The following is a 19,742-nucleotide window of genomic DNA, read 5'->3' on the forward strand; positions in this document are numbered from 1 at the left end:
GCATCCGGGGTATCTGCAGGTGCCGTCTCTGTAGCGGATGGCGTTTTTCAGGTGGTCCGGTGGTGAGTATCCGCGGTAGCTGACGGCGAGGATGTCGTCGTTGTCGTCGACGAGGAGTCGGTACCAGTACGGGTTGCCGCTGGTGGCGAGTGTGCGGAGGACGTTGGCGGGGATGATCCAGTCGCGGTCGGCGCTGATCGCCGGCTGGTCGTCGATTCCTGCCAGTGTCGAGGCAGGAACCATCACGCCGATCGCCATGGCCGGGGTGCGGGCGGGGTCGTTGTCGGGGGCGATGTGGTCGAGTGCCTGCACAAACAGGTCGGCGCGGCGCTGGTGCAGGGTCCGGTCGTCGTCGGTCAGGGACTTCGCTGCGTGGTCGAGACGCTGATCGATTCCCGCGAGCACATACGACGGCAGGTTTTCCGCGTAGAGGCTGCTGGTGCCGTCCTCATCGTGGTGGATCGTCACCGATCGTTCCGCGACGATGTCCTCGTGGCGTTTCTCGACTTCGTCGGGTTCGACGCGGGCGATGAACCGCTTCACCCATCGGCGCAGCTCACCCACCGTATGCGTGGCGGCGTAGGCGACCGATCGTGCGTCGAGCCGCTGGATCGAACGCTTTTTGGTCAACTTCCATGCGCCGTTCGCGATGACTGACACTCGCGCGGCATCGAGGGTTCCTTCCGAGAAGGCTGTCCACACATTCGGCAGGTCGTCACGGGCGGTTTCCGCCTCGTGAATCCGACCTGCGGCCTGGTGTTCGGACCAGCCGTTCGCCTGCGCGACGACCGACCGGACGGCGGCCAGTGCGAGGTCCTGCTGCTGCGGCGCCACCTCCCGCTCGATCCGAACGCGTTCAGCGTCGAGGAACTTCAGCATTTCGGCCCAGATCCGGTGCTCGGTTCGGGCACGCTCGACCTGCAGTTCACCCATGAAGGTGAGTCGCTGGTCGCTCGTTTCCCCGATCATGTTCCTAATCTAGAGAAGGCCGCCGACACTTTCCGGCCCTTGTGCACATCACCTGATCGGGTGGTCGAGTAGGAGGTCGCTCAGCTCCATGCTCCCTCGTTCCTCGGTCGCTTCTCGACCGCCTACAACCGGGATCGCCGCTTCTCGACCGCTCATCGCGGGCTTCATAGGTGGTCGAGTAGGCCGGAGCGCTAGCGGAGTGCCGTATCGAGACCACGTTGCGTGAGGTGGTCTCGCGCCGTGGCGGCTACGCCTTCATTGCCACGGCTCCATGCGGCTCGTTCGTCGCCGCTACTCGACCACCTACAACCGGGATCGCCGGTGCTCGGCGGTTGGGGGAGCGGCGGTAGACTCGTCCGGTGCGTATTCAGCGAGAGTGAGCGGCCGGCGTCCGAGCGGCGCCGCTGATGTCCCTTCGTGTCTCATTCCTCACTCACTGGAGCACCCCCGTGATCACCGTCTCCGGCGTGGAGCTGCGCTTCGGCGCCCGCGTCCTCATGTCCGATGTCTCGTTCCGCGTCGCCAAGGGCGACAAGATCGGCCTCGTCGGCCGCAACGGCGCTGGCAAGACCACATTGACCAAGATGCTCGCCGGCGCGGGCGGCGAGCCCTCCGCCGGGACCATCAGCCGGTCGGGAACCGTCGGCTACCTGCCGCAGGATCCGCGCGTCGACGACATGTCGGTCTCGGCGCGCGACCGGATCCTCTCCGTGCGCGGTCTCGACGACGCGATGCGACGCCTCCGGACCGCCGAGGCCGAGATGGCGTCGAGCGACCCCGAAGTCGCCGAGCGGGGCATGAAGCGGTACGCGGCGGCCGACGCCGACTTCCAGGCGGCCGGCGGGTACGCGGCAGAGTCGGAGGCGGACGCGATGGCCATGTCGCTCGCGCTTCCGGAGCGGATCCTGGAGCAACCCCTCAGCACCCTGTCCGGTGGTCAGCGGCGACGCGTGGAGCTGGCGCGGATCCTCTTCTCCGACGCGGAGATCCTGCTGCTCGACGAGCCGACCAACCACCTCGATCACGATTCGATCGTGTGGCTGCGCCAGTTCCTCGCGGACTTCTCCGGCGGGTTCATCGTCATCAGCCACGATGTCGACTTGATCGAGACGACCGTGAACAAGGTCTTCTACCTCGACGGCAACCGCCAGGTCATCGACGTCTACAACATGGGCTGGAAGGCCTACCTCAAGCAGCGCGAGGCCGACGAGGAGCGTCGCAAGCGCGAGCGGGCCAACACGATGAAGACCGCGGAACGTCTGCTGCAGCAGGCCGAGAAGATGCGGGCCAAAGCGACGAAGGCGGTCGCCGCGCAGAACATGATCAAGCGTGCCGAGAAGATGATGGCCGGTCTGGAGGACGAGCGGCAGAGCGACAAGGTCGCCAAGATCGGCTTCCCGAAGCCCGCGCCGTGCGGCAAGACCCCGCTCATGGCAACCGGCTTGTCCAAGTCCTATGGCTCGTTGGAGATCTTCACCGACGTCGACCTCGCGATCGACCGTGGCAGCCGGGTCGTGGTGCTCGGCCTGAACGGTGCGGGCAAGACCACGCTCTTGCGGATTCTCGGTGGGATGGACGCGCCCGACACGGGTGAGATCCAGCCTGGTCACGGTCTCAAGCTGGGCTACTACGCCCAGGAGCACGAGACCCTCGATACGAGCCGCTCGATCCTCGAGAACATGCAGCGGTCGGCGCCCGAACTCACCGAGACCGAGGCGCGGAGCGTCCTCGGCCAATTCCTGTTCACGGGCGACGATGTCGAGAAGCCCGCCGGCGTCCTGTCCGGCGGTGAGAAGACCCGGCTGGCGCTCGCGAGCCTCATCGTGTCGAAGGCGAACGTGCTGCTGCTCGACGAGCCGACCAACAACCTGGACCCGGCTTCACGCGAGGAGGTCCTGGGGGCGATCCGCGGCTACGAGGGCGCGATCGTGCTCGTGACCCACGATGAGGGCGCTGTCGCGGCACTCGACCCGGACCGTGTGCTGCTGCTGCCCGACGGCGACGAGGACATCTGGTCCGACAGCTACTTCGACCTGATCAGCTTGGCGTGACGGCCTTCTCGCGGCGCTCCTTGAGTTCCGCGCGAAGGAACCAGAAGAACCCGAAGACCGCGAGCCCGGCGAAGAAGTACCACTGCCACGAGTAGAACAGGTTGACGCCGATGCCCAGGTCCGGCGGCTCGGCGGGGGAGAGGCCCTCCGTGGGCGGGTCCTGTTCGCGAAGCGCGACGTAGCCGTCGAGCAGGTCGTACGGAACCGTCTCCGCGACGGCTTCGCTGTGGATGGCGCGGACCTGTCCGTTCTCGGGGGTGATGGCCTGCCCGTCCGCGGTGCTGTTGGCTCGCAGCCAGCCCGTGACCTCGACGGTGCCCGAGGGGGCGGCCGGGATGTCGTCCGGCTTCTCGGCAGTGTTCCGGGTGCCCCACCAGCCGCGGTCGACCAGCACGGCCACGCCGGAGTCCAGCACGAGCGGTGTCACGACGTCGACGCCGGGGGAGCTGCCGCGCTGCTGGAACTTGACGAGGACCTCGTGATCGGGGTCGTAGTGTCCGGTGGCGGTGACCCGCGTCCACTCGGCCTCGGACTCCCAGCTCTCGCCGGGACGCGCAACCTCCTCGACGGGGACGGGGTCGGCGGCCGCGTGAGCTTCGATGCGGGCGTTGCGTTCCTGACGCTGTTCGTGGCGGTCGTGTTGCCACATGCCGAGGACGACACAGGTGACGGACAAGGCCACCACGAAGGCACCGAACCCGAGCCAGCGCCGGGAAAGCAGGAATCCCACCGTCAGTCCTCGTCGAGCTCGCGTCGTTCGCGGGACTCCAATTCAGGCCGGTCGACGCCGAACGGGGACGGGCCGTCGCTGGCCTTGCGGGCAGGCTGGTTCGCGAACACGACCGCGATGTAGGGCAGGAAGATCGCACCGGCGAGCAGGCCCCATCGCAGCGGACCCGTGGCGACCACGGCACCGATGAAGCAGACGGTGCGGATCGCCATCGAGATCGCATACCGCTTCTCACGAGACCACACGGCCGAGCTGTGCGACTCACGCGCCGAGGTGATCGAGTAGACCTCGTCGTCGCCGTCGCCGTCGCCGTCGCCCTTGCGCTTGCTCACACCGTCCACTGTACGGTTCTGGCCATGAGCAATCGCACCTACCGTGTCACCGAGATCGTCGGGACGTCGCCCGAGGGCGTCACCGAGGCCGTGCAGAGCGGGATCCGGCGGGCGTCGCAGACCTTGCGGCACCTCGACTGGTTCGAGGTCACCGGTATCCGCGGCCAGATCGTGGACGATGGCGTCGAGCACTACCAGGTGACGATGAAGATCGGTTTCCGCCTCGAAGACGACGAGTGACACCGGCGGTCACGCCGGATCGGCCGCGTCGGCGGCCTCGACTTCCTCACGGGTGATGCCCATGAGGAAGACCACCGTGTCCAGGTAGGGCACGTTGACGGACGTCTGCGCCTGGTCGCGTACGACCGGCTTGGCGTTGAAGGCGATGCCCAGCCCTGCTGCCGCGAGCATGTCCAGATCGTTGGCACCGTCGCCGATGGCGACCGTGTTCCGCTCGGCGATGCCCGCCTCCGCGGCGAACCGGCGCAGTGCCGCAGCCTTACCGGCGCGATCGACCACGTCACCGACGACCTTCCCGGTGAGGACGCCGTCGCTGATCTCCAGTTCGTTGGCGGCGTAGTAGTCGATGCCGAGGTCGTCGGCGATCCGCTCGATGATCTGAGTGAAACCGCCGCTGACGAGGGCGAAGCGATAGCCCAGGCGCTTGAGGGTGCGCACCAGCGTGCGGGCGCCCGGGGTGTAGCTGATCCGCTCGTACACGGCGTCGAGGGCACCGGCCGGTACGCCCTCGAGCCGGGCGACCCGCTCGTGGAGGGACGCGGCGAAGTCGAGTTCGCCGCGCATGGCGCGCTCGGTGACCTCGGCGACCTCGTCCGCGCACCCTGCGTGCTCGGCGAGCATCTCGATGACCTCACCTTGAATGAGCGTCGAGTCGACGTCCATGACGACGAGACGCTGGGCATGGCGGCCGATGCCGTTCTCCTGGACGGCCACGTCGACCCCTTGCTCGTGGCCGACACGCGCGAGGTCGAACTGCAGCGCGTCGGGGTCCGCGCCCGACACCTCGAGACGGATTGCGGTCACCGGATACCGCGCCATCCGGGTGATGCGGTCGATGTTGCCTCCGAGAGCTTTGATCGCCGCGGTGAGAGCCGACATCGCCGCCGGGCGCAACGGGCTCCCGAGAACGATCACCTGGGCGCGCCCGACCCGTCGCGGGCGGTTGTCGCCGACGCCGCGCTCCACCGTGATCTCGAAGCCGAGCGGCTCGGCGAACCGGCGAAGGTCGTCCTCCAGCGCCGCGCTGTCCTCCGGCTCGCTCAGCAACGTGCTCAGCATGAGCCGGCCCCGCACGACGAGCTGCTCGACGTCGATGACTTCGACATCGAAGGCCGAGGCTGTGGAGAACAGGCGCGTGGACACACCCGGCTGATCGGGTCCGACCAGCGTCACCAGAACCGTGGGAGTGGTCAGGTGCGGCGTGGCGGGAACATGCTCGCTGGTCATCGCTCTGAGGGTAGCGGGAGCGCTCACCTGCGACACGATAGGTTGGCATCACCGATCCCGCGATCAGGAGGGTGCATGTCCGCCGTCTTCGACTTGACCGACGTCACGGTCATCCGATCCGGCAAGACGCTGCTCGACTCAATCACATGGTCCGTGCGGACCGGTGAGCACTGGGTGGTGATCGGACCCAATGGGGCCGGTAAGACCACGCTGCTCCAGATTCTCGGTGCGTCACTGCACCCCACCTCGGGGCGTGTGGAGATCCTCGAGGAGACGCTCGGGTCCGTCGACGTCTTCGAGCTCCGGACGCGCATCGGCCATACGTCGACGAGCGTCGCCGAGCGGATCCCGCCTCGTGAGTCCGTGCGCAACGTCGTGCTCTCGGCCGCCTACGCCGTCATCGGCCGCTGGCACGAGGAGTACGACGACGAGGACTTCACCCGGGTGGAGCAGTTGCTTGCCGAGCTCGGGATCTCGCAGTTGTCGGACCGCACGTTCGGCACCCTGTCCGAGGGTGAGAAGAAGCGGGTCCTCATCGCCCGTGCGCTGATGACCGACCCAGAAGCCGTGCTCCTCGACGAGCCGGGTGCCGGCCTCGACCTCGGTGCCCGTGAGGACCTCCTCGCGAGCCTGGACGTGCTCTCCGGCGACCCCGACGGCGCTGCGCTCGTGCTCGTCACACACCACGTCGAGGAGATCCCGGCCGGCTTCACGCACGCGCTGGTCCTCGGTGAGGGGCGTGTCGTCGCCCAGGGCCCCTTGGACGAGGTCCTCACCTCGCAGACGTTGAGCAGGGCCTTCGGACAGCGCCTGGAGGTCACGCAGGATCGAGGACGATTCACGGCGCGACGTGCACCCGCCGCGCGCCGGGCATGAGGGTGAGGAACTAACGCATGGACTGGCTCGGTGATGACATCTGGCTCACCTGGATGGCGATCGGCGTCGTGCTGTCCGTCGTCGAGCTGGCGAGCATGGAGCTCGTCTTCCTGATGTTCGGTGTCGGGGCGTTCGCCGCCGCGGTGGCCGCCGGCGTCGGGGCACCGCTGGTCGTGTGCCTCGTGGTCTTCGGGGCCGTCTCGGCGGGCATGCTGTCGCTCGCTCGCCCGCCGATCGTGCGCCGCCTGCATGCGGGTCCTTCGCTGCCGTCAGGGCAGCACGGGCTCGTCGGGCAGATCGGCGTCGTCGATGAGCCGGTGTCGCGCGACGCCGGTCAGATCACTGTGCGCGGTCAGCGTTGGCTCGCGCGCCCGCTGGACCCGGATGCTCATTTCGAGTCCGGTGACGAAGTCCTGGTGGTGGCGATCGAGGGTGCGATCGCCCGTGTCACCGCCTCCCACGCCTCCTGAAAGGAACCACCATGGCATCAGCCTTCGTGATCTTCGTGGGCCTCATCGTCGCGTTGCTCGTCATCGCGGCGTTCATGGCGCTGAAGATCATCCCGCAGAACCACGCCGGGATCGTCGAGCGTCTCGGCAAGTACCGCGCGACGCTCAACTCCGGGCCGCACCTCATCGTGCCGTTCCTCGACCGGGTGCGGTACCGCGTCGACCAGCGTGAGCAGGTCGTCTCGTTCCCGCCGCAGGGCGTCATCACCGAGGACAACCTCACGGTCGAGATCGACACCGTCATCTACTTCACGGTCAACGACCCGGTGTCGGCGACGTACGAGATCGTCAGCTACATCGACGCCATCCACCAGCTGACCATGACGACGGTGCGCAACATCATCGGCGGCATGACGCTGGAGCAGACGCTGACGAGCCGCGACCAGATCAACCGGACGCTCGGCGCTGAACTGGACGCCGCGACGACCCGCTGGGGCATCAAGGTCAACCAGGTCGAGCTCAAGAGCATCGATCCGCCGCCGACGATCATCGACGCGATGGAGAAGCAGATGCGCGCCGATCGCGACAAGCGCGCGGCGATCCTCACCGCTGAGGGTGAGCGTCAGGCCGCGATCCTCACCGCCGAGGGCCAGAAGCAGTCGGCCATCCTCAAGGCCGAGGGCGAAAAGCAGTCCTCGATCCTCTCGGCCGAGGGTGAGCGTCAGGCCGCGATCCTGCGGGCGCAGGGTGAGGGCCGCGCGATCGAGACCGTGTTCCAGGCCATCCACAACGGCAACCCGGATCAGAAGCTGCTCTCGTACCAGTACCTGCAGACGCTGCCCAAGATCGCCGCCGGTGAGAACGCCTCGACGTGGATCATCCCCGCCGAACTCACGAAGGCGCTCGGCACGCTCGGTGCCGCGGTCGGCGACATTCCCGTCGACGGCGGCGGCAGCCGTCGTCAGGTCGACCTCGACGAGCAGATCGTCGCGGAGGACACCGACACCGAGGACACCTCCAGCGTGGTCGAGGAGGCCATCAAGGCCGCTCGTCAGGCTGAGTCGCCGGTCGCGCGTCCCGACGACGAGGGCGAGGCGCCGACCCCGCCCCCGTCCGTCTGAGACGCGAGAGGTCAGTGCTGGTACGTGCCGTGGATGATGGCGCGTCCCAGCGTCGCGAAAGCCAGCTGGAAGCCGACCACGGCCGGCGAGGCTGACGCGTCGACGCCGAGCTGCTCCCGGTCGACCGCGTGCACCACGAAGAAGTACCGGTGCACCTGGTCGCCCGGGGGCGGGGCGGCTCCCATGAAGTTGAGTCCGCCACCGTCGTTGCGCACGTGGAAGGCACTGCCCGGCAGGCTCGCGTCCGAGGAACCGGCGCCGGCGGAGAGTTCGGTGACGTCGGCGGGGATGTCGACGGCCACCCAGTGCCAGAAGCCCGACACCGTCGGAGCATCCGGGTCGAAGCACGTCACGACGAAGGACTTGGTCCCTTCAGGAGCGTTGCTCCACGCGAGATGCGGTGAGGTGTCGCCGAGCGCGTTGATCTGATCGTCCTTGAGCGGCTGGCCGTCGGTGACGTCGTCGCTGCGGAGGTCGAAGCTCGGCACGGCCGGCAGGAGCGGGTACGGGTCCGGGGTCACGGGTCGATCCAGATTCATGGTCCGTAGCCTAGGGCGGTGGCCGAGATGATTCGCGTCGACGACCTCCGCGATCCGCGGTTACGCGACTATGTCGATCTGCGGGACGTGAGCCTGCGCAAACTCCTCGAGACCGAGCGCGGGCTCTACATCGCCGAAGGGGAGAAGGTCGTGCGCCGCGCCGTCACGGCCGGCCACCGTCCGCGTTCGTTCCTGCTCGCCCCCCGATGGGCTGAGACCCTGAGCGACGTGCTCGAGAGCAGTGACGCACCGTGCTTCGTCCTCGAGGAGAAGTCGATCGAGCACGTCACCGGCTTCCACGTGCATCGCGGCGCACTGGCCGCCATGGATCGCCCCGAACCCCGGTCGCCGGAGAGCGTCCTCGAGCAGGCCCGACGTGTGGTGGTCGCCGAGGATCTGGTCGACCACACGAACATCGGGGCGCTCATGCGCAACGTGGCCGCGCTCGGATTCGACGCCGTGCTGTTATCGCCCCGCTGCGCCGACCCGCTGTACCGGCGGTCGGTCAAGGTCGCGATGGGTGCGGTGTTCTCGCTTCCGTACGCCCGGATCGAGGACTGGTACGCGGCACCGGAGCTCCTGCGCGACCACGGCTTCACGAGCTACGCGATGACGCTGGCCGACGACGCCGTGCCGCTGGACGAGGTCCGTCCGGAGCCGGGGGAGAAGATCGCACTCATCGTCGGCTCTGAGGGCCCCGGCCTGACCGAGCACTGGCAACGCGCCGCCGACCACCGGGTCGTCATCCCGATGGCGGCCGGCATCGACTCGCTCAACGTGGCAGCGTCGACCGCCGTGGCCTGCTGGCACTTCCGCCCGTGAGGGTCAGGGGGTCAAGGCGCTCAGGACGGCGGGGGAGAGGGGACGGTCGGCGAACACGAGGCGCACGGCCGTCGGGTCGGGGTTGCCGGCGTCGGGGCCGCGCCACTGCAGGGTGAGCCCCACGCGTTCGGCGGTGCGCCGGCTCGCATGATTGTGCTCGAGCAGGTAGGCGACGACCGGACGGTCCGCCCGGGTCCGGTTCGCCGCCGTGATCGCCTCCTGGCCGAGGCGACGGGCGAGCCCGTGTCCCTGTGCCCGCGGTGAAAGTCGGTAGTACAGGTTCCAGAACAGGCTGTCGTGGGCTGCGCGGCAGCCGGCGACACCGAGCAGCTGCCCGCGCGGCACGATCGTGTCGTCAGCGGCCCGGACGATCCAGAACCCGAGGTCGTCGCGGTCCCAGTCGGCGATGTCCCGCTCGAGTCCTTCGCGGCTCTGCTCGACCGAGGTGTGGCGGCCGGACGGGAAGTGCTGCCAGACGGCCGGGTCGCTGTGCAGGCGTGCGTAGTCGGGCAGATCGTCGAGCGTGGGACGACTGAGCGTGTAAGCGACGTCAGTCATCCCGGGCCGGGGTCACGGGCCAGTCGTCGGGGTAGTCCTCGGCGAGCGCCTGGTGCTGCTTGTACAGCTTCTTGCGGGCACGGTCGGGGACGCGGTCGCCGAACACGGTGCCGAAGAGGTGATCCGTCTCGTGCTGCAGGCAGCGGGCCAGCAGCCCGGTGCCGACGAACTCGACGGGCTCACCATGGTGATCGACTCCACGCACCACGGCGTAGTCCGGGCGAGCGCATTCGGTGAAGGCGCCAGGCAGCGACAGACACCCCTCATCGGCTGCGTCGAGCTTGCGGTCCTTGCCCTCGGGAAGGGTGAGCACCGGGTTGCACACGACGCCCGTCACGCGTTCGTGGTCGGCGTCCGGGCAGTCGAACACGAAGACCTTCAGATCGACGCCCACCTGGTTGGCGGCCAGCCCCACGCCTTCGGCGGCGTGCATCGTCGCGACCATGTCGGCCACGAGCGTGGCCAGCTCGTCGTCGAACTCCGTGACCTCGGTCAACTCGTGGTGCATGACCGGCGTGCCCCATCGCGTGATGGGACGGACCTTGCCGCCCTCGGGAAGAGGTCGCGACTGCGCTGCTAGGGACACGGTGTACTCCTGTCGACGAGCCGAACGGGTCCACACTACCGAGCATGGCGGGGGAGCCTGCTTGGCAGGGGACGCGCGTTCAGATACTCTCGGTATGTGAAACTGCAACCTGCGGTTACGCATCCCCGTCACTCTCTGGACAGGAGCACCCCAGTGGCTCGCACCGATCCCATGGGCGTCGGCCTCAAGGTCCTCAACCGGATCGCCCAGTCGACCGTGATCGACCGCCTCGGCCTGCGTGATGCTGCCGAGAAGGCGGTCTACCACGGCGCCAAGAACGGCTTCCGCGCCGCCGGCGCCGCGCAGCGTCGCTTCGCCAAGGTCGGCGGGCCCGGCCAGGGCGCCCGGCCCTCCACCCATGCCACCGGCGTCTTCGACCTCAACCCGACCGAGGACCAGCAGATGATGGTGGAGGTCATCGAGGAGTTCGCCCGCGAGGTGCTGCGGCCCGGCGCCGAGTCGGCCGAGGCCGCGAACGACACGCCCAAGGAGGTGCTGTCGCAGACGGCGGAGTTCGGGCTCTCGCTCATCAACATCCCCGAGGAACTCGGGGGGCTCTCGCCGGACCGTTCCGCGGTCACCGGCGTCCTCGTGGCCGAGGCTCTCGCCGGCGGCGATATGGGGCAGGCGGTCGCATGCCTGGCTCCGTCGGCGGTCGCGACGGCGATCTCGCTGTGGGGCACCGAAGGCCAGCAGCAGACCTACCTGCCGGCGTTCGGCGGCGACGACGTGCCCGCCGCCGCGCTGGCGGTGGCCGAGCCGCGCATGCTGTTCGACCCCTTGGCGCTCCAGACCCGGGCGACGCGAGCCAATGGCGGTTACGTCCTTACTGGGCTGAAGTCGGGCGTCGTCCGCGGCGGCGAGGCCGAACTACTCGTCGTCGCGGCGGATGTCGACGGACGCGGTCCCTCGATGGTGCTCGTGGAGCCTGCTGCCGAGGGAGTCTCGATCGCCGACGACCCGGGCATGGGGCTTCGGGCGGCCGGGCTGTCGCGGCTCAAGCTCGAGCACGTGCAGATCACCGAGGACGCGATCCTCGGAACGCCCGACGACTATCGCGAGATGATCCGGCTCTCCCGTCTCGCCTGGGCCGGGCTCGCTCTGGGCACGGCGAAGACCACGCTGGAGTACGTCAAGGAGTACGTGCCGACGCGCGAGGCCTTCGGTGAGCCCATCGCCCACCGTCAGGCGGTCGCGTTCACGGTGGCGGACATGGCGATCGAACTGGAGGGCATGCGCCTCACGACGCTTCGAGCCGCCTCGCGCGTGGACCAGGGGCTCGACGCCCGCCGGGAGATCGCCCTGGCGCGCAAGCTCACGGCGGAGTACGGCATGAAGATCGGCACCGACGGGGTGCAGATGCTCGGCGGCCACGGCTTCGTCAAGGAGCATCCGGTCGAGCGGTGGTACCGCGACTTGCGGGCCATCGGCGTGATGGAAGGAGCGGTCCTCGTCTGAGGGCGACACCGACATGATCAACCTCGAAACTCCCAAGAAGTACCGCGGTTTCGTCAAGCAGGTCCACGAGGTCGCCGAGAACTTCCTGCGTTCCAACTCACGCAAGTACGACCTCGCCGAGCATGCCTATCCCAAGGAGCTCGACCTGCTGGCCTCGCTCGTCGACGGGATGAACGAGTCCGGGCAGAGCCAGGGCGCCGGCGCCGCGGGTGTGCGCGTCAAGGACGACGCGAAGGACACCGGCGTCAAGAACGGCACCAACATGTCCTCGGTGCTCTCGGTCATCGAGATGTGCTGGGGCGACGTCGGCCTGCTGCTGTCGATGCCGCGTCAGGGCCTCGGGAACTCGGCCATCGCGTCGGTGGCCAACGACGAGCAGCTCGAGCGGTTCAAGGACACGTGGGCCGCGATGGCCATCACCGAGCCGAGCTTCGGCTCCGACTCGGCCGCGATCAGCACCACGGCGGTCAAGGACGGCGACGCCTACATCCTCAACGGCGAGAAGATCTTCGTGACCTCCGGCGACCGAGCCGACTCGGTCGTCGTGTGGGCCACGCTCGACAAGTCCAAGGGCCGTGCGGCGATCAAGTCGTTCGTGGTGCCCAAATCGCTGCCCGGGATCCGCGTGGAGCGGCTCGAACACAAGCTCGGCATCCGGGCGTCCGACACCGCGGTCATCGTGCTCGACAACTGCCGTGTGCCTGCCGAGAACCTGCTCGGTGACCCCGAGATCGACACCTCGAAGGGCTTCGCCGGCGCGATGGCGACCTTCGACAACACGCGCCCGCTCGTCGCCGGGATGGCCGTCGGCTGTGCCCGCGCTGCGCTGGAACTCACGCGCGAGCTGCTGGAGGAGGCCGGCGTCGAGATCGACTACGACCGGCCGGCACAGTCTCAATCTGCGGCCGCAGCGACGTTCCTGCAGATGGAGGCCGACTGGGAGGCCGCGCACCTGCTCACGCTGAGCGCCGCGTGGATGGCCGACAACCGTCAGCCCAACTCGCTCGAGGCGTCGATGGCCAAGGCGAAGGCCGGCCGGGTGGGCAACCAGATCACCCTGCGCTGCGTCGAGCTGGCCAGCACCCTCGGCTACAGCGAGACGGAGTTGTTGGAGAAGTGGTCGCGCGACTCGAAGATCCTCGACATCTTCGAGGGCACGCAGCAGATTCAACAGCTCATCGTCGCGCGGCGGATCCTCGGACTCACCAGCTCGCAGCTGAAGTGAGTGGTCACGGGGTCAGCAGGACCTTGGTGGCGCGGCGCTCGTCCATCGCTCGGTAGCCCTCGGCCACCTGGTCCAGCGGGAGGGTGAGGTCGAAGACCTTGCCCGGCTCGATGGTGCCGTCGAGCACCGCGGGCAGCAGGTCCTCCAAGTAGTTGCGCACCGGCGCGACGCCGCCGGCGAGGCCGATGTTGCGCCCGAAGATCGGTCGCGGGTCGATCGAGACGCCGTGGGGCACGCCGACGTATCCCACGGTGCCGCCGGGACGGGTCGCCATGAACGCCTGCTTCATGCTGGCGTCGGTGCCCACGCACTCCAGAACGCAGTCGGCGCCGATGCCGTCGAAGATCTCGCGCACCTCGGCGGCGCCCTCCTTGCCGCGGGTCTCGACGATCGCGTCGGCGCCGAACTCCCGGGCGAGCGCCTGACGGTCGGCGTGGCGTGACATCGCGACGACGGTCGCGGCGCCGAGCTGCGTGGCAGCGAGCACCGCGCTCAGCCCGACCGCGCCGTCGCCCACGACGGCGACGGTGCTGCCCTCACGGACGCCCGCGGAGACGGCGGCGTGGTGGCCCGTCGGGAACACGTCGGAGAGCGTCAGCAGATGCGGCACCAGCTCCTGGCTGACGCTGCCGGGCACCGTGACGAGCGTCCCGTCGGCCTGCGGCACGCGGACCAGCTCGCACTGACAGCCGCTGTAGCCGCCGCCGTTGACGCACGAGGTGTGCACGCCGCGCCGGCACAACGCGCAGGTGTTGTCGGAGTACATGAACGGTGCGATGACGAAGTCACCGGGCGCGAGGCCGCTGACGGCGTCGCCGACCTGCTCGACGACGCCGACGAACTCGTGACCGATCTGACGCGGCTCGGTCTGTTCTCCGTTGAGTCCGCGATACGGCCACAGGTCGCTGCCGCAGATGCAGGAGGCGACGACGCGCACGATGGCGTCGGTGTCCTGCTCGAGCTGAGGATCGGCGAGCGTCTGCAGCTCGATGTGGCCGGGGGACGTCAGGATGGTTGCGCGCATACGTGCAAGGATGGCAGGCATGACCTCCAAGCCCGAAGTCGATTTCATCGAAGGCCCTCCGCCGACCGAACTCCAGGTCACCGACCTGGTCGAGGGTGACGGTCCCGAGGCGGTGCCCGGCGGCGTCGTCGACGTCCACTACGTGGGTGTCGATTTCGAGACCGGCGAGCAGTTCGACGCGTCCTGGGACCGCGGACAGTCGGCACGGTTCCCGCTCCCGCAGCTCATCACCGCGTGGCAGCAGGGCATCCCCGGCATGAAGGTCGGAGGACGCCGCCAGATCGTCGCGCCCCCGGAGCTCGCCTATGGTCCGGCCGGCGGTGGCCACCGTCTGTCGGGCCGCACTCTGGTCTTCGTGATCGACCTGTTGGGCGTTGGCTGAGCTCAGCCTCGCCCTCGCGGGGACGCTCGTCGTCCTTGCGCTGATCGACAGCACCAGTTTCGGCACGCTGCTGATCCCGATCTGGTTCATGCTCGCGCCCGGACGGCTTCGGGCCGGCCGGATCCTGCTGTTCCTGGCGACCGTCGCGGCGTGCTACCTCGTGCTCGGTCTCGCGCTCTACGCCGGCCTCGGGGCGGTCGCTGAGCCGTTGGCGCGGTTGCTGGGGTCGGATCCGGTCCTGTGGGTCCAGCTCATCGTGGGCGTGGGCCTCATGATCTGGAGCCACCCCCTGGAGAAGCGGAAGTCGCGCCGGCCAGGGCGCCTCCTGCGCTGGCGCGACGGAGTGGTCGGCGAAGGCGCTTCGGTACGAAGCCTGGTGACGGTCGCGCTATTCGCGGTCGCGCTGGAGGCCGCCACGATGCTGCCGTACCTCGCGGCCATCGGCATCATCACCTCGCTCGACATCGCGTGGGCGCTGGGCGCAGTCGTCCTCGCGGCGTACTGCGTGGTGATGATCGCCCCCGCGCTGGTCCTGCTGGGTGCGCGGCTCGCCGCCGCCGGTCCCGTCGAGCCGCTGCTGCGACGCATCGAGTCCTGGATGCAGAAGAACGCTCAGAGCACACTGGCGTGGACGGTGGCCATCGTCGGCTTCCTCCTCGCGGTCAACGCTGCTGACGCCCTGGACCTGCTGGGGTAGGGCGGCGGATCGACGCGAGGTGGGTCTCGAGGCCGTCCAGCCGCTTCGTCACCCGCTTGATCGAGACGGGCATCGCTGCGCGCAGGTCCTGGGCGAGCAGACTGACGCGCAGTTCCTCCAGCGCCCACCGTGCGTCCCGCACGGGCTCACTGAGCCGCGCCCAGACGCCGAGGTCGGCGGTGAGGTCGTGGAATCGTGCCTCAAGCTCCTGCGTCGCCGCGAGATCGGCCGTGAGCGGCGCGTTGAGGCGCCGCCGGGCGGCTTCGAGATACACCCGAAGGCGTGGGAGTCGGTCGGAGCCCATGTCGCGGACGAAACCGGGGTAGACGAGCCACGAGAGCTGCACCCGGACGTCCTGGCCGGGCTCGTCGTCACGAGGGGCGATATCACCGAGGACGCGTAGCCCGTCGAGGATCGCGCGCACCGCTCGTTCGCAGTACTCGTACGCGTCGGCGCGGACGCGGTCGCGCAGCTGAGCGAAGGCCGATTCGTCCCACACCGGCCCGCCGTGCTGCACCACGAGACCGTCGAGCGCCGCGAGCCAGGCGTCCTCCACGACCGCGCTGGCGTCCCGATACGGCGCGGTCGAGAGCAGAAGCTTGTCGTGGAGCGAGAGCGACCGCGACATGTGCGCCACGGGAGATGACGTCGTGAGCGCGAGGAGACGGCCCTGCCCGCGGACCATCGCGGCGCGCTGCTCATCGGGGGAGTCGAGAACGCGCAACGCCACCGAGTTCCCCTCGTCGACCAGCGCCGGGTAACCGACGAGGTGCCCCGCCGGGACGGACTTGTCGATCGCGCCGACCTCCCAGCTGGTCATGCCACTGCGTTCCTCGTGCGCGGTCGCGTGGCGCAACTGTCGCCGCAGCCGTGGCTCGAGCTCACGGCGGATGGCCTCGAGGTCCTTGCCGGTGGCCAGGACCTTCTCACCGTCGACGACCCGGTAGGTCACCCGCAGATGCGCCGGAATCTGCTCGGGAGAGAAGTCCTCGGGACGGACCTGCGTCCCGGAGATCGACTGCAGCTGACGCGCCAGCTGGGCGGTCAACTCGCCGTCGGCGGGATCCAGGGCGGGCGCCACCTGCGCAGCGAACTGCCCGGCGGGCGCGAACGAGCGGCGGATCGCCTTCGGCAGCGTACGGATCAACTCGGTGATCAGTTCGACCCGTCGCCCGGGCACGTGCCACGCGAACTCGCGTTCGTCGGCCGTCAGCAGGTCGTCGAGGGGCAACGTGACGACGAGACCGTCGACGATCGACGCGGGGTCGAAGACGTACTCGACGTCGTACTCCGCGCTCTGCGAGGTCCACGTCGTCGGGAACTGCTCCTCGACATCCTCGTCCAGGCCCTCCCGCGTGACCAGGGACGGGTCGAACGTCAGCAGGTCGGGATGGTCGCGCCGCGCCTTCTTCCACCACGTGTCGAAGTGACGAGCGGACACCACCTCCGCGGGAATCCGTTCGTCGTAGAAGTCGTACAGCGTCTGGTCGTCGACGCGCAGGTCACGACGGCGCATCCGGTCCTCGAGCTCACCGACCTCGTCGAGCAGTTCGCGGTTGCGACGGAAGAAGGCGTGCCGGGTGTGCCAGTCGCCCTCGACGAGCGCATGGCGGATGAACAGCTCGCGCGCCAGCGCCGGGTCGACCCGCGACAGCTGCACGGGCCGGTCGACCACGACGGGGATGCCGTAGAGCGTGGCGCGCTCCTTGGCCATCGCCGCCCCGCGGCGCGACGACCAGTAGGGCTCGGCGTACTGGCGCTTGAGCAGATGCGCTCCCGCCTTCTCGATCCACTCCGGTTGCACTCGCGCAGCCGTGCGCGCCCACAGCCGGGTGGTCTCGACGAGCTCGCCCGCCATGATCCACCGCGGGGGCTTCTTGGCGAGCCCCGAGCCCGGGAAGACCATGAACCGGGCTCCGCGGGCCCCGAAATACTCCCGACCGTCGGGTTCGCGGAGGCCGACGTGGCCGAGCAGGCCCGTCAGCAGCGCCTGGTGGATGGCGTCGGCGTCGCCGCTGAGCTCGCGACGCGCCTTCAGCCCCAGATCGCGGGCCGTGCGCCGGAGCTGGGCGTGGACGTCCTGCCACTCCCGGACCCGCAGGTAGTGGATGAACTCCTCGTGGCAGAGCTTGCGGAAGCGGCTGTGCGACAACTCCTCGCGCTTCTCGACCAGATACGTCCACAAGCTGAGGTACGACAGGAAGTCGGAGTCGGGCTGGGTGAATCGGCGGTGCTTCTCGTCGGCCGCCTGCTGGCGCTCGAGTGGTCGTTCGCGGGGGTCCTGGATCGACATGGCGGCGACGATCACGAGCACATCGGCGAGGCACCCGAGTCGGTCCGCGGCGATGAGCATCCGGCCGAGGCGCGGGTCCACGGGGAGGTTCGACATCGTCCGGCCGAGCCGCGTGAGGCGGTTCCCGTCGAGGGCGCCGAGCTCGCGGAGCAGGTTCATGCCATCGGCCACGGCGCGCCGGTCCGGCGGATCGAGGAACGGGAAGTCCTCGATGTCACCCAGTCGCAGCGCCGCCATCTGCAGGAGGACGGAGGCGAGGTTGGTGCGGAGGATCTCCGGGTCGGTGAACTCCGGCCGGCCCTCGAAGTCCTCCTCGGAGTACAGCCGGATGCAGATGCCCTCGGCCACGCGACCACAGCGACCGGCGCGCTGCGCTGCGCTGGCCTGCGAGACCGGTTCGATCGGCAGACGCTGGACCTTGAGTCGGTTGCTGTAGCGGCTGATCCGCGCGAGACCGGAGTCGATGACGTAACGGATGCCGGGCACCGTCAGCGAGGTCTCGGCGACGTTCGTGGCGAGGACGATCCGTCGCCCCGGGTGCGAGCTGAAGATCTTCTGCTGGTCCTGGGCGGCCAGCCGGCCGTAGAGCGGGAGAATCTCGGTGCGCGGGTACTTCTTACCCTCGAGATACTCCGCGGTGTCGCGAATCTCGCGCTCGCCGGAGAGGAAGACCAGGATGTCGCCCTCGCGGGGGAGTTCGCGGATCGCCTGGTCGATCGCCTCGGTGAGGTCGGAGGCGTCGCTCTCGGTCAACGGCCGGTAGCGGATCTCGACCGGGTAGGTCCGTCCGGAGACCTTGATGATCGGTGCGCCGTCGAACATCTCCGCGAAGCGCTCGACGTCGATCGTCGCCGAGGTGATGACGACCGAGAGGTCGGGGCGCTTCGGCAGCAGGCGCTTGAGGTACCCGAGCAGGAAGTCGATTGCGAGCGAGCGCTCGTGGGCCTCGTCGATGATGATCGTGTCGTAGCGGCGCAGCTCGGGGTCCCGCTGGAGTTCGGCCAGCAGCAGGCCGTCCGTCATCAGCCGGATCGCGGTGTCCGGCCCGGTCTGATCGTCGAACCGCACCGCATATCCCACCTCGGCGCCGAGTTCCACCCCGCACTCGTCGGCGATCCGTCGGGCCACCGAGCGTGCCGCGATGCGACGCGGCTGGGTGTGGGCGATGGACCGGCGCCCCAGTTCGTAGGCGATCTTGGGCAACTGGGTCGTCTTGCCCGATCCGGTCTCGCCGGCCACGACCACGACCTGGTGATCGCGCAGCGCGGCGGCGATCTCGTCGTGCCGGCCGGCGATGGGCAGGGCGGTGTCGTAGGTGATTCTCATGGTGTCAGCGCAATCCGAGGGTCTCGGCGAGGAGCGCATAGCCGACGAAGGCGACGATGTCGAGGATCGCGTGGGCGATCACGAGCGGCATGACGCGCCCGGTGCGGTGATACCAGTAGCCGAAGACCACTCCCATGATGGCATTGCCGAGGCCCTGACCGAACCCCTGGTACAGGTGATACGTGCCGCGCAGCAGGGCGCTCACGGCGATCATCGTCGGAACCGACCAGCAGAGTTGCCGCAGCCGCGTCATGAGGTAGCCGACGACGACGACCTCCTCGAGGACGGCGTTCTGCAACGCCGCGAGGATGAGCAGGGGATAGGTCCACCACGGCGCGCCCGCCGGGCTCAAGACGATGTCGGCGGTGACGCCGAGCTCTCGGCCGACCGCGTAGACACCGAGCCCGGGCAGCCCGATGACGGCGGCGAGGACGGCACCCCAGGCCAGGTCGCGCAGCGGGCGGGAGCCGTCCAGGCCGAGGCGGCGCCAGGGAGACGGGCGTCCTGGATCACTCGCGAGCAGGAAGAGCGCGAGTGCCACCGGCACGAGGGCGAAGCCGATGCTCAGCACCTGGAGGGTGACGTCGTGCCACACCATCTCGCTGCGGCGTGGGTTGAGTGTGGCGGTGGATTCGCCGAGCGGGCCGCGGGCCAGCTTGGCGAGGAGGCTGACGACGGCATAGACCGCCGACTGCCCGAGCGAGAGGCCGAGGACGATCCAGATCTCCGCCCGAAGACGACGAGGACTCACCGTTCGTCGGCACCGAGAACGTCGCGGGTGCCGCCACTGGTGAAGCTCATGCGGGCAGTCTAGTGCGCGGGCCGGTCGGGGTCGGT

The 19,742-nt window shown here is 68.9% G+C and carries 20 protein-coding genes; 10 read left to right on the top strand and 10 right to left on the bottom strand.

Annotation, left to right across the window (positions count from 1 at the left end):
- On the bottom strand, nt 1-969 hold a 969-nt coding region (locus tag EHW97_RS12310), incomplete at its 3' end, for a DUF222 domain-containing protein (RefSeq protein WP_124237474.1).
- A gap of 449 nt (nt 970-1,418) precedes the next feature.
- On the opposite strand from EHW97_RS12310, the gene EHW97_RS12315 reads away from it, so the two are divergent.
- Nucleotides 1,419-3,020, top strand: a complete 1,602-nt coding sequence (locus tag EHW97_RS12315) for an ABC-F family ATP-binding cassette domain-containing protein (RefSeq protein ID WP_124237475.1) — start codon at nt 1,419-1,421, stop codon at nt 3,018-3,020.
- Here EHW97_RS12315 and EHW97_RS12320 read toward each other — a convergent pair.
- Nucleotides 3,007-3,750, bottom strand: a complete 744-nt coding sequence (locus EHW97_RS12320; protein WP_124237476.1) for an SURF1 family cytochrome oxidase biogenesis protein — start codon at nt 3,748-3,750, stop codon at nt 3,007-3,009. The genes EHW97_RS12315 and EHW97_RS12320 overlap by 14 nt on opposite strands.
- 2 nt (nt 3,751-3,752) lie before the next feature.
- Entirely contained in the window at nt 3,753-4,082 is a 330-nt protein-coding gene (locus tag EHW97_RS12325) for a DUF3099 domain-containing protein (protein ID WP_208002028.1), read from the bottom strand.
- A 24-nt stretch (nt 4,083-4,106) separates the two neighbouring features.
- Here EHW97_RS12325 and EHW97_RS12330 point away from each other — a divergent pair, with 24 nt between their 5' ends.
- The gene (locus EHW97_RS12330) at nt 4,107-4,322 is read left to right on the top strand and encodes a dodecin (protein ID WP_124237477.1); all 216 of its coding nucleotides are present in this window, start codon (nt 4,107-4,109) and stop codon (nt 4,320-4,322) included.
- A gap of 9 nt (nt 4,323-4,331) precedes the next feature.
- Here EHW97_RS12330 and serB read toward each other — a convergent pair whose 3' ends face one another.
- Nucleotides 4,332-5,549, bottom strand: coding sequence for a phosphoserine phosphatase SerB (gene serB / locus EHW97_RS12335; protein WP_124237478.1), 1,218 nt, complete (start codon nt 5,547-5,549; stop codon nt 4,332-4,334).
- Nucleotides 5,550-5,624: 75 nt separating this feature from the next.
- Between serB and EHW97_RS12340 the strand changes: the two genes are divergently transcribed.
- Genes EHW97_RS12340 through EHW97_RS12350 form a run of 3 tightly spaced genes read left to right on the top strand, consistent with a single transcriptional unit; the run spans nt 5,625 to nt 7,995 of the window.
- The gene (locus EHW97_RS12340) at nt 5,625-6,425 is read left to right on the top strand and encodes an ABC transporter ATP-binding protein (RefSeq protein ID WP_124237479.1); all 801 of its coding nucleotides are present in this window, start codon (nt 5,625-5,627) and stop codon (nt 6,423-6,425) included.
- A gap of 17 nt (nt 6,426-6,442) precedes the next feature.
- Nucleotides 6,443-6,895 carry an NfeD family protein gene (locus tag EHW97_RS12345; protein WP_124237480.1) on the top strand — a complete coding sequence of 151 codons (453 nt, stop codon included), beginning with the start codon at nt 6,443-6,445 and terminating at the stop codon, nt 6,893-6,895.
- An 11-nt stretch (nt 6,896-6,906) separates the two neighbouring features.
- Nucleotides 6,907-7,995 carry an SPFH domain-containing protein gene (locus EHW97_RS12350; protein WP_124237481.1) on the top strand — a complete coding sequence of 363 codons (1,089 nt, stop codon included), beginning with the start codon at nt 6,907-6,909 and terminating at the stop codon, nt 7,993-7,995.
- Nucleotides 7,996-8,006: 11 nt separating this feature from the next.
- Here the strand turns inward: EHW97_RS12350 and EHW97_RS12355 are convergent, their stop codons facing one another.
- Nucleotides 8,007-8,534 carry a YbhB/YbcL family Raf kinase inhibitor-like protein gene (locus tag EHW97_RS12355; RefSeq protein ID WP_124237482.1) on the bottom strand — a complete coding sequence of 176 codons (528 nt, stop codon included), beginning with the start codon at nt 8,532-8,534 and terminating at the stop codon, nt 8,007-8,009.
- 18 nt (nt 8,535-8,552) lie between these two features.
- Here EHW97_RS12355 and EHW97_RS12360 point away from each other — a divergent pair, with 18 nt between their 5' ends.
- On the top strand, nt 8,553-9,356 hold the full coding sequence (locus EHW97_RS12360) for a TrmH family RNA methyltransferase (protein WP_124237483.1): 804 nt from the start codon (nt 8,553-8,555) through the stop codon (nt 9,354-9,356).
- 3 nt (nt 9,357-9,359) lie between these two features.
- On the opposite strand, the gene EHW97_RS12365 is transcribed toward EHW97_RS12360, so the two are convergent.
- Together EHW97_RS12365 and def are read right to left on the bottom strand one after the other, a co-directional pair.
- Complete coding sequence (locus EHW97_RS12365; protein ID WP_124237484.1) at nt 9,360-9,914, bottom strand: GNAT family N-acetyltransferase; 555 nt, start codon at nt 9,912-9,914, stop codon at nt 9,360-9,362.
- Nucleotides 9,907-10,500 carry a peptide deformylase gene (def, locus tag EHW97_RS12370; RefSeq protein WP_279432317.1) on the bottom strand — a complete coding sequence of 198 codons (594 nt, stop codon included), beginning with the start codon at nt 10,498-10,500 and terminating at the stop codon, nt 9,907-9,909. The genes EHW97_RS12365 and def overlap by 8 nt, the downstream gene beginning before the upstream one ends.
- A gap of 153 nt (nt 10,501-10,653) precedes the next feature.
- On the opposite strand from def, the gene EHW97_RS12375 reads away from it, so the two are divergent.
- Nucleotides 10,654-11,958, top strand: a complete 1,305-nt coding sequence (locus EHW97_RS12375) for an acyl-CoA dehydrogenase family protein (RefSeq protein ID WP_243696431.1) — start codon at nt 10,654-10,656, stop codon at nt 11,956-11,958.
- A gap of 13 nt (nt 11,959-11,971) precedes the next feature.
- The gene (locus EHW97_RS12380; protein WP_124237486.1) at nt 11,972-13,183 is read left to right on the top strand and encodes an acyl-CoA dehydrogenase family protein; all 1,212 of its coding nucleotides are present in this window, start codon (nt 11,972-11,974) and stop codon (nt 13,181-13,183) included.
- A gap of 4 nt (nt 13,184-13,187) precedes the next feature.
- Here EHW97_RS12380 and EHW97_RS12385 read toward each other — a convergent pair whose 3' ends face one another.
- Nucleotides 13,188-14,207 carry a zinc-dependent alcohol dehydrogenase family protein gene (locus EHW97_RS12385; protein WP_124237487.1) on the bottom strand — a complete coding sequence of 340 codons (1,020 nt, stop codon included), beginning with the start codon at nt 14,205-14,207 and terminating at the stop codon, nt 13,188-13,190.
- Between the two features lie 19 nt (nt 14,208-14,226).
- Here EHW97_RS12385 and EHW97_RS12390 point away from each other — a divergent pair, with 19 nt between their 5' ends.
- Together EHW97_RS12390 and EHW97_RS12395 are read left to right on the top strand one after the other, a co-directional pair.
- Nucleotides 14,227-14,589: an FKBP-type peptidyl-prolyl cis-trans isomerase gene (locus EHW97_RS12390; RefSeq protein WP_124237488.1), complete on the top strand. Its 363-nt coding sequence runs from the start codon at nt 14,227-14,229 to the stop codon at nt 14,587-14,589.
- Entirely contained in the window at nt 14,582-15,286 is a 705-nt protein-coding gene (locus tag EHW97_RS12395; RefSeq protein WP_124237489.1) for a GAP family protein, read from the top strand. Before EHW97_RS12390 ends, EHW97_RS12395 begins: the two co-directional genes overlap by 8 nt.
- Here EHW97_RS12395 and hrpA read toward each other — a convergent pair.
- Both hrpA and EHW97_RS12405 read right to left on the bottom strand, forming a co-directional pair.
- The gene (gene hrpA, locus EHW97_RS12400) at nt 15,252-18,905 is read right to left on the bottom strand and encodes an ATP-dependent RNA helicase HrpA (RefSeq protein ID WP_124237490.1); all 3,654 of its coding nucleotides are present in this window, start codon (nt 18,903-18,905) and stop codon (nt 15,252-15,254) included. The two genes, EHW97_RS12395 and hrpA, sit on opposite strands and share 35 nt — an antisense overlap.
- Before the next feature lie 4 nt (nt 18,906-18,909).
- Nucleotides 18,910-19,656, bottom strand: a complete 747-nt coding sequence (locus EHW97_RS12405; RefSeq protein WP_124237491.1) for a CPBP family intramembrane glutamic endopeptidase — start codon at nt 19,654-19,656, stop codon at nt 18,910-18,912.
- Nucleotides 19,657-19,742: the final 86 nt, after the last annotated feature.

It is taken from the genome of Aeromicrobium camelliae (assembly GCF_003850045.1).
Lineage (GTDB): Bacteria > Actinomycetota > Actinomycetes > Propionibacteriales > Nocardioidaceae > Aeromicrobium > Aeromicrobium camelliae.

Bases quoted from the DNA above. Each gene is read 5' to 3' on its own strand.
- EHW97_RS12385 (WP_124237487.1), bottom strand. From the start codon at position 14,207: ATGCGCGCAACCATCCTGACGTCCCCCGGCCACATCGAGCTGCAGACG.
- EHW97_RS12365 (WP_124237484.1), bottom strand. From the start codon at position 9,914: ATGACTGACGTCGCTTACACGCTCAGTCGTCCCACGCTCGACGATCTG.
- EHW97_RS12390 (WP_124237488.1), top strand. From the start codon at position 14,227: ATGACCTCCAAGCCCGAAGTCGATTTCATCGAAGGCCCTCCGCCGACC.
- EHW97_RS12340 (WP_124237479.1), top strand. From the start codon at position 5,625: ATGTCCGCCGTCTTCGACTTGACCGACGTCACGGTCATCCGATCCGGC.
- EHW97_RS12350 (WP_124237481.1), top strand. From the start codon at position 6,907: ATGGCATCAGCCTTCGTGATCTTCGTGGGCCTCATCGTCGCGTTGCTC.
- serB (WP_124237478.1), bottom strand. From the start codon at position 5,549: ATGACCAGCGAGCATGTTCCCGCCACGCCGCACCTGACCACTCCCACG.
- EHW97_RS12345 (WP_124237480.1), top strand. From the start codon at position 6,443: ATGGACTGGCTCGGTGATGACATCTGGCTCACCTGGATGGCGATCGGC.
- hrpA (WP_124237490.1), bottom strand. From the start codon at position 18,905: ATGAGAATCACCTACGACACCGCCCTGCCCATCGCCGGCCGGCACGAC.
- EHW97_RS12380 (WP_124237486.1), top strand. From the start codon at position 11,972: ATGATCAACCTCGAAACTCCCAAGAAGTACCGCGGTTTCGTCAAGCAG.
- EHW97_RS12330 (WP_124237477.1), top strand. From the start codon at position 4,107: ATGAGCAATCGCACCTACCGTGTCACCGAGATCGTCGGGACGTCGCCC.
- EHW97_RS12355 (WP_124237482.1), bottom strand. From the start codon at position 8,534: ATGAATCTGGATCGACCCGTGACCCCGGACCCGTACCCGCTCCTGCCG.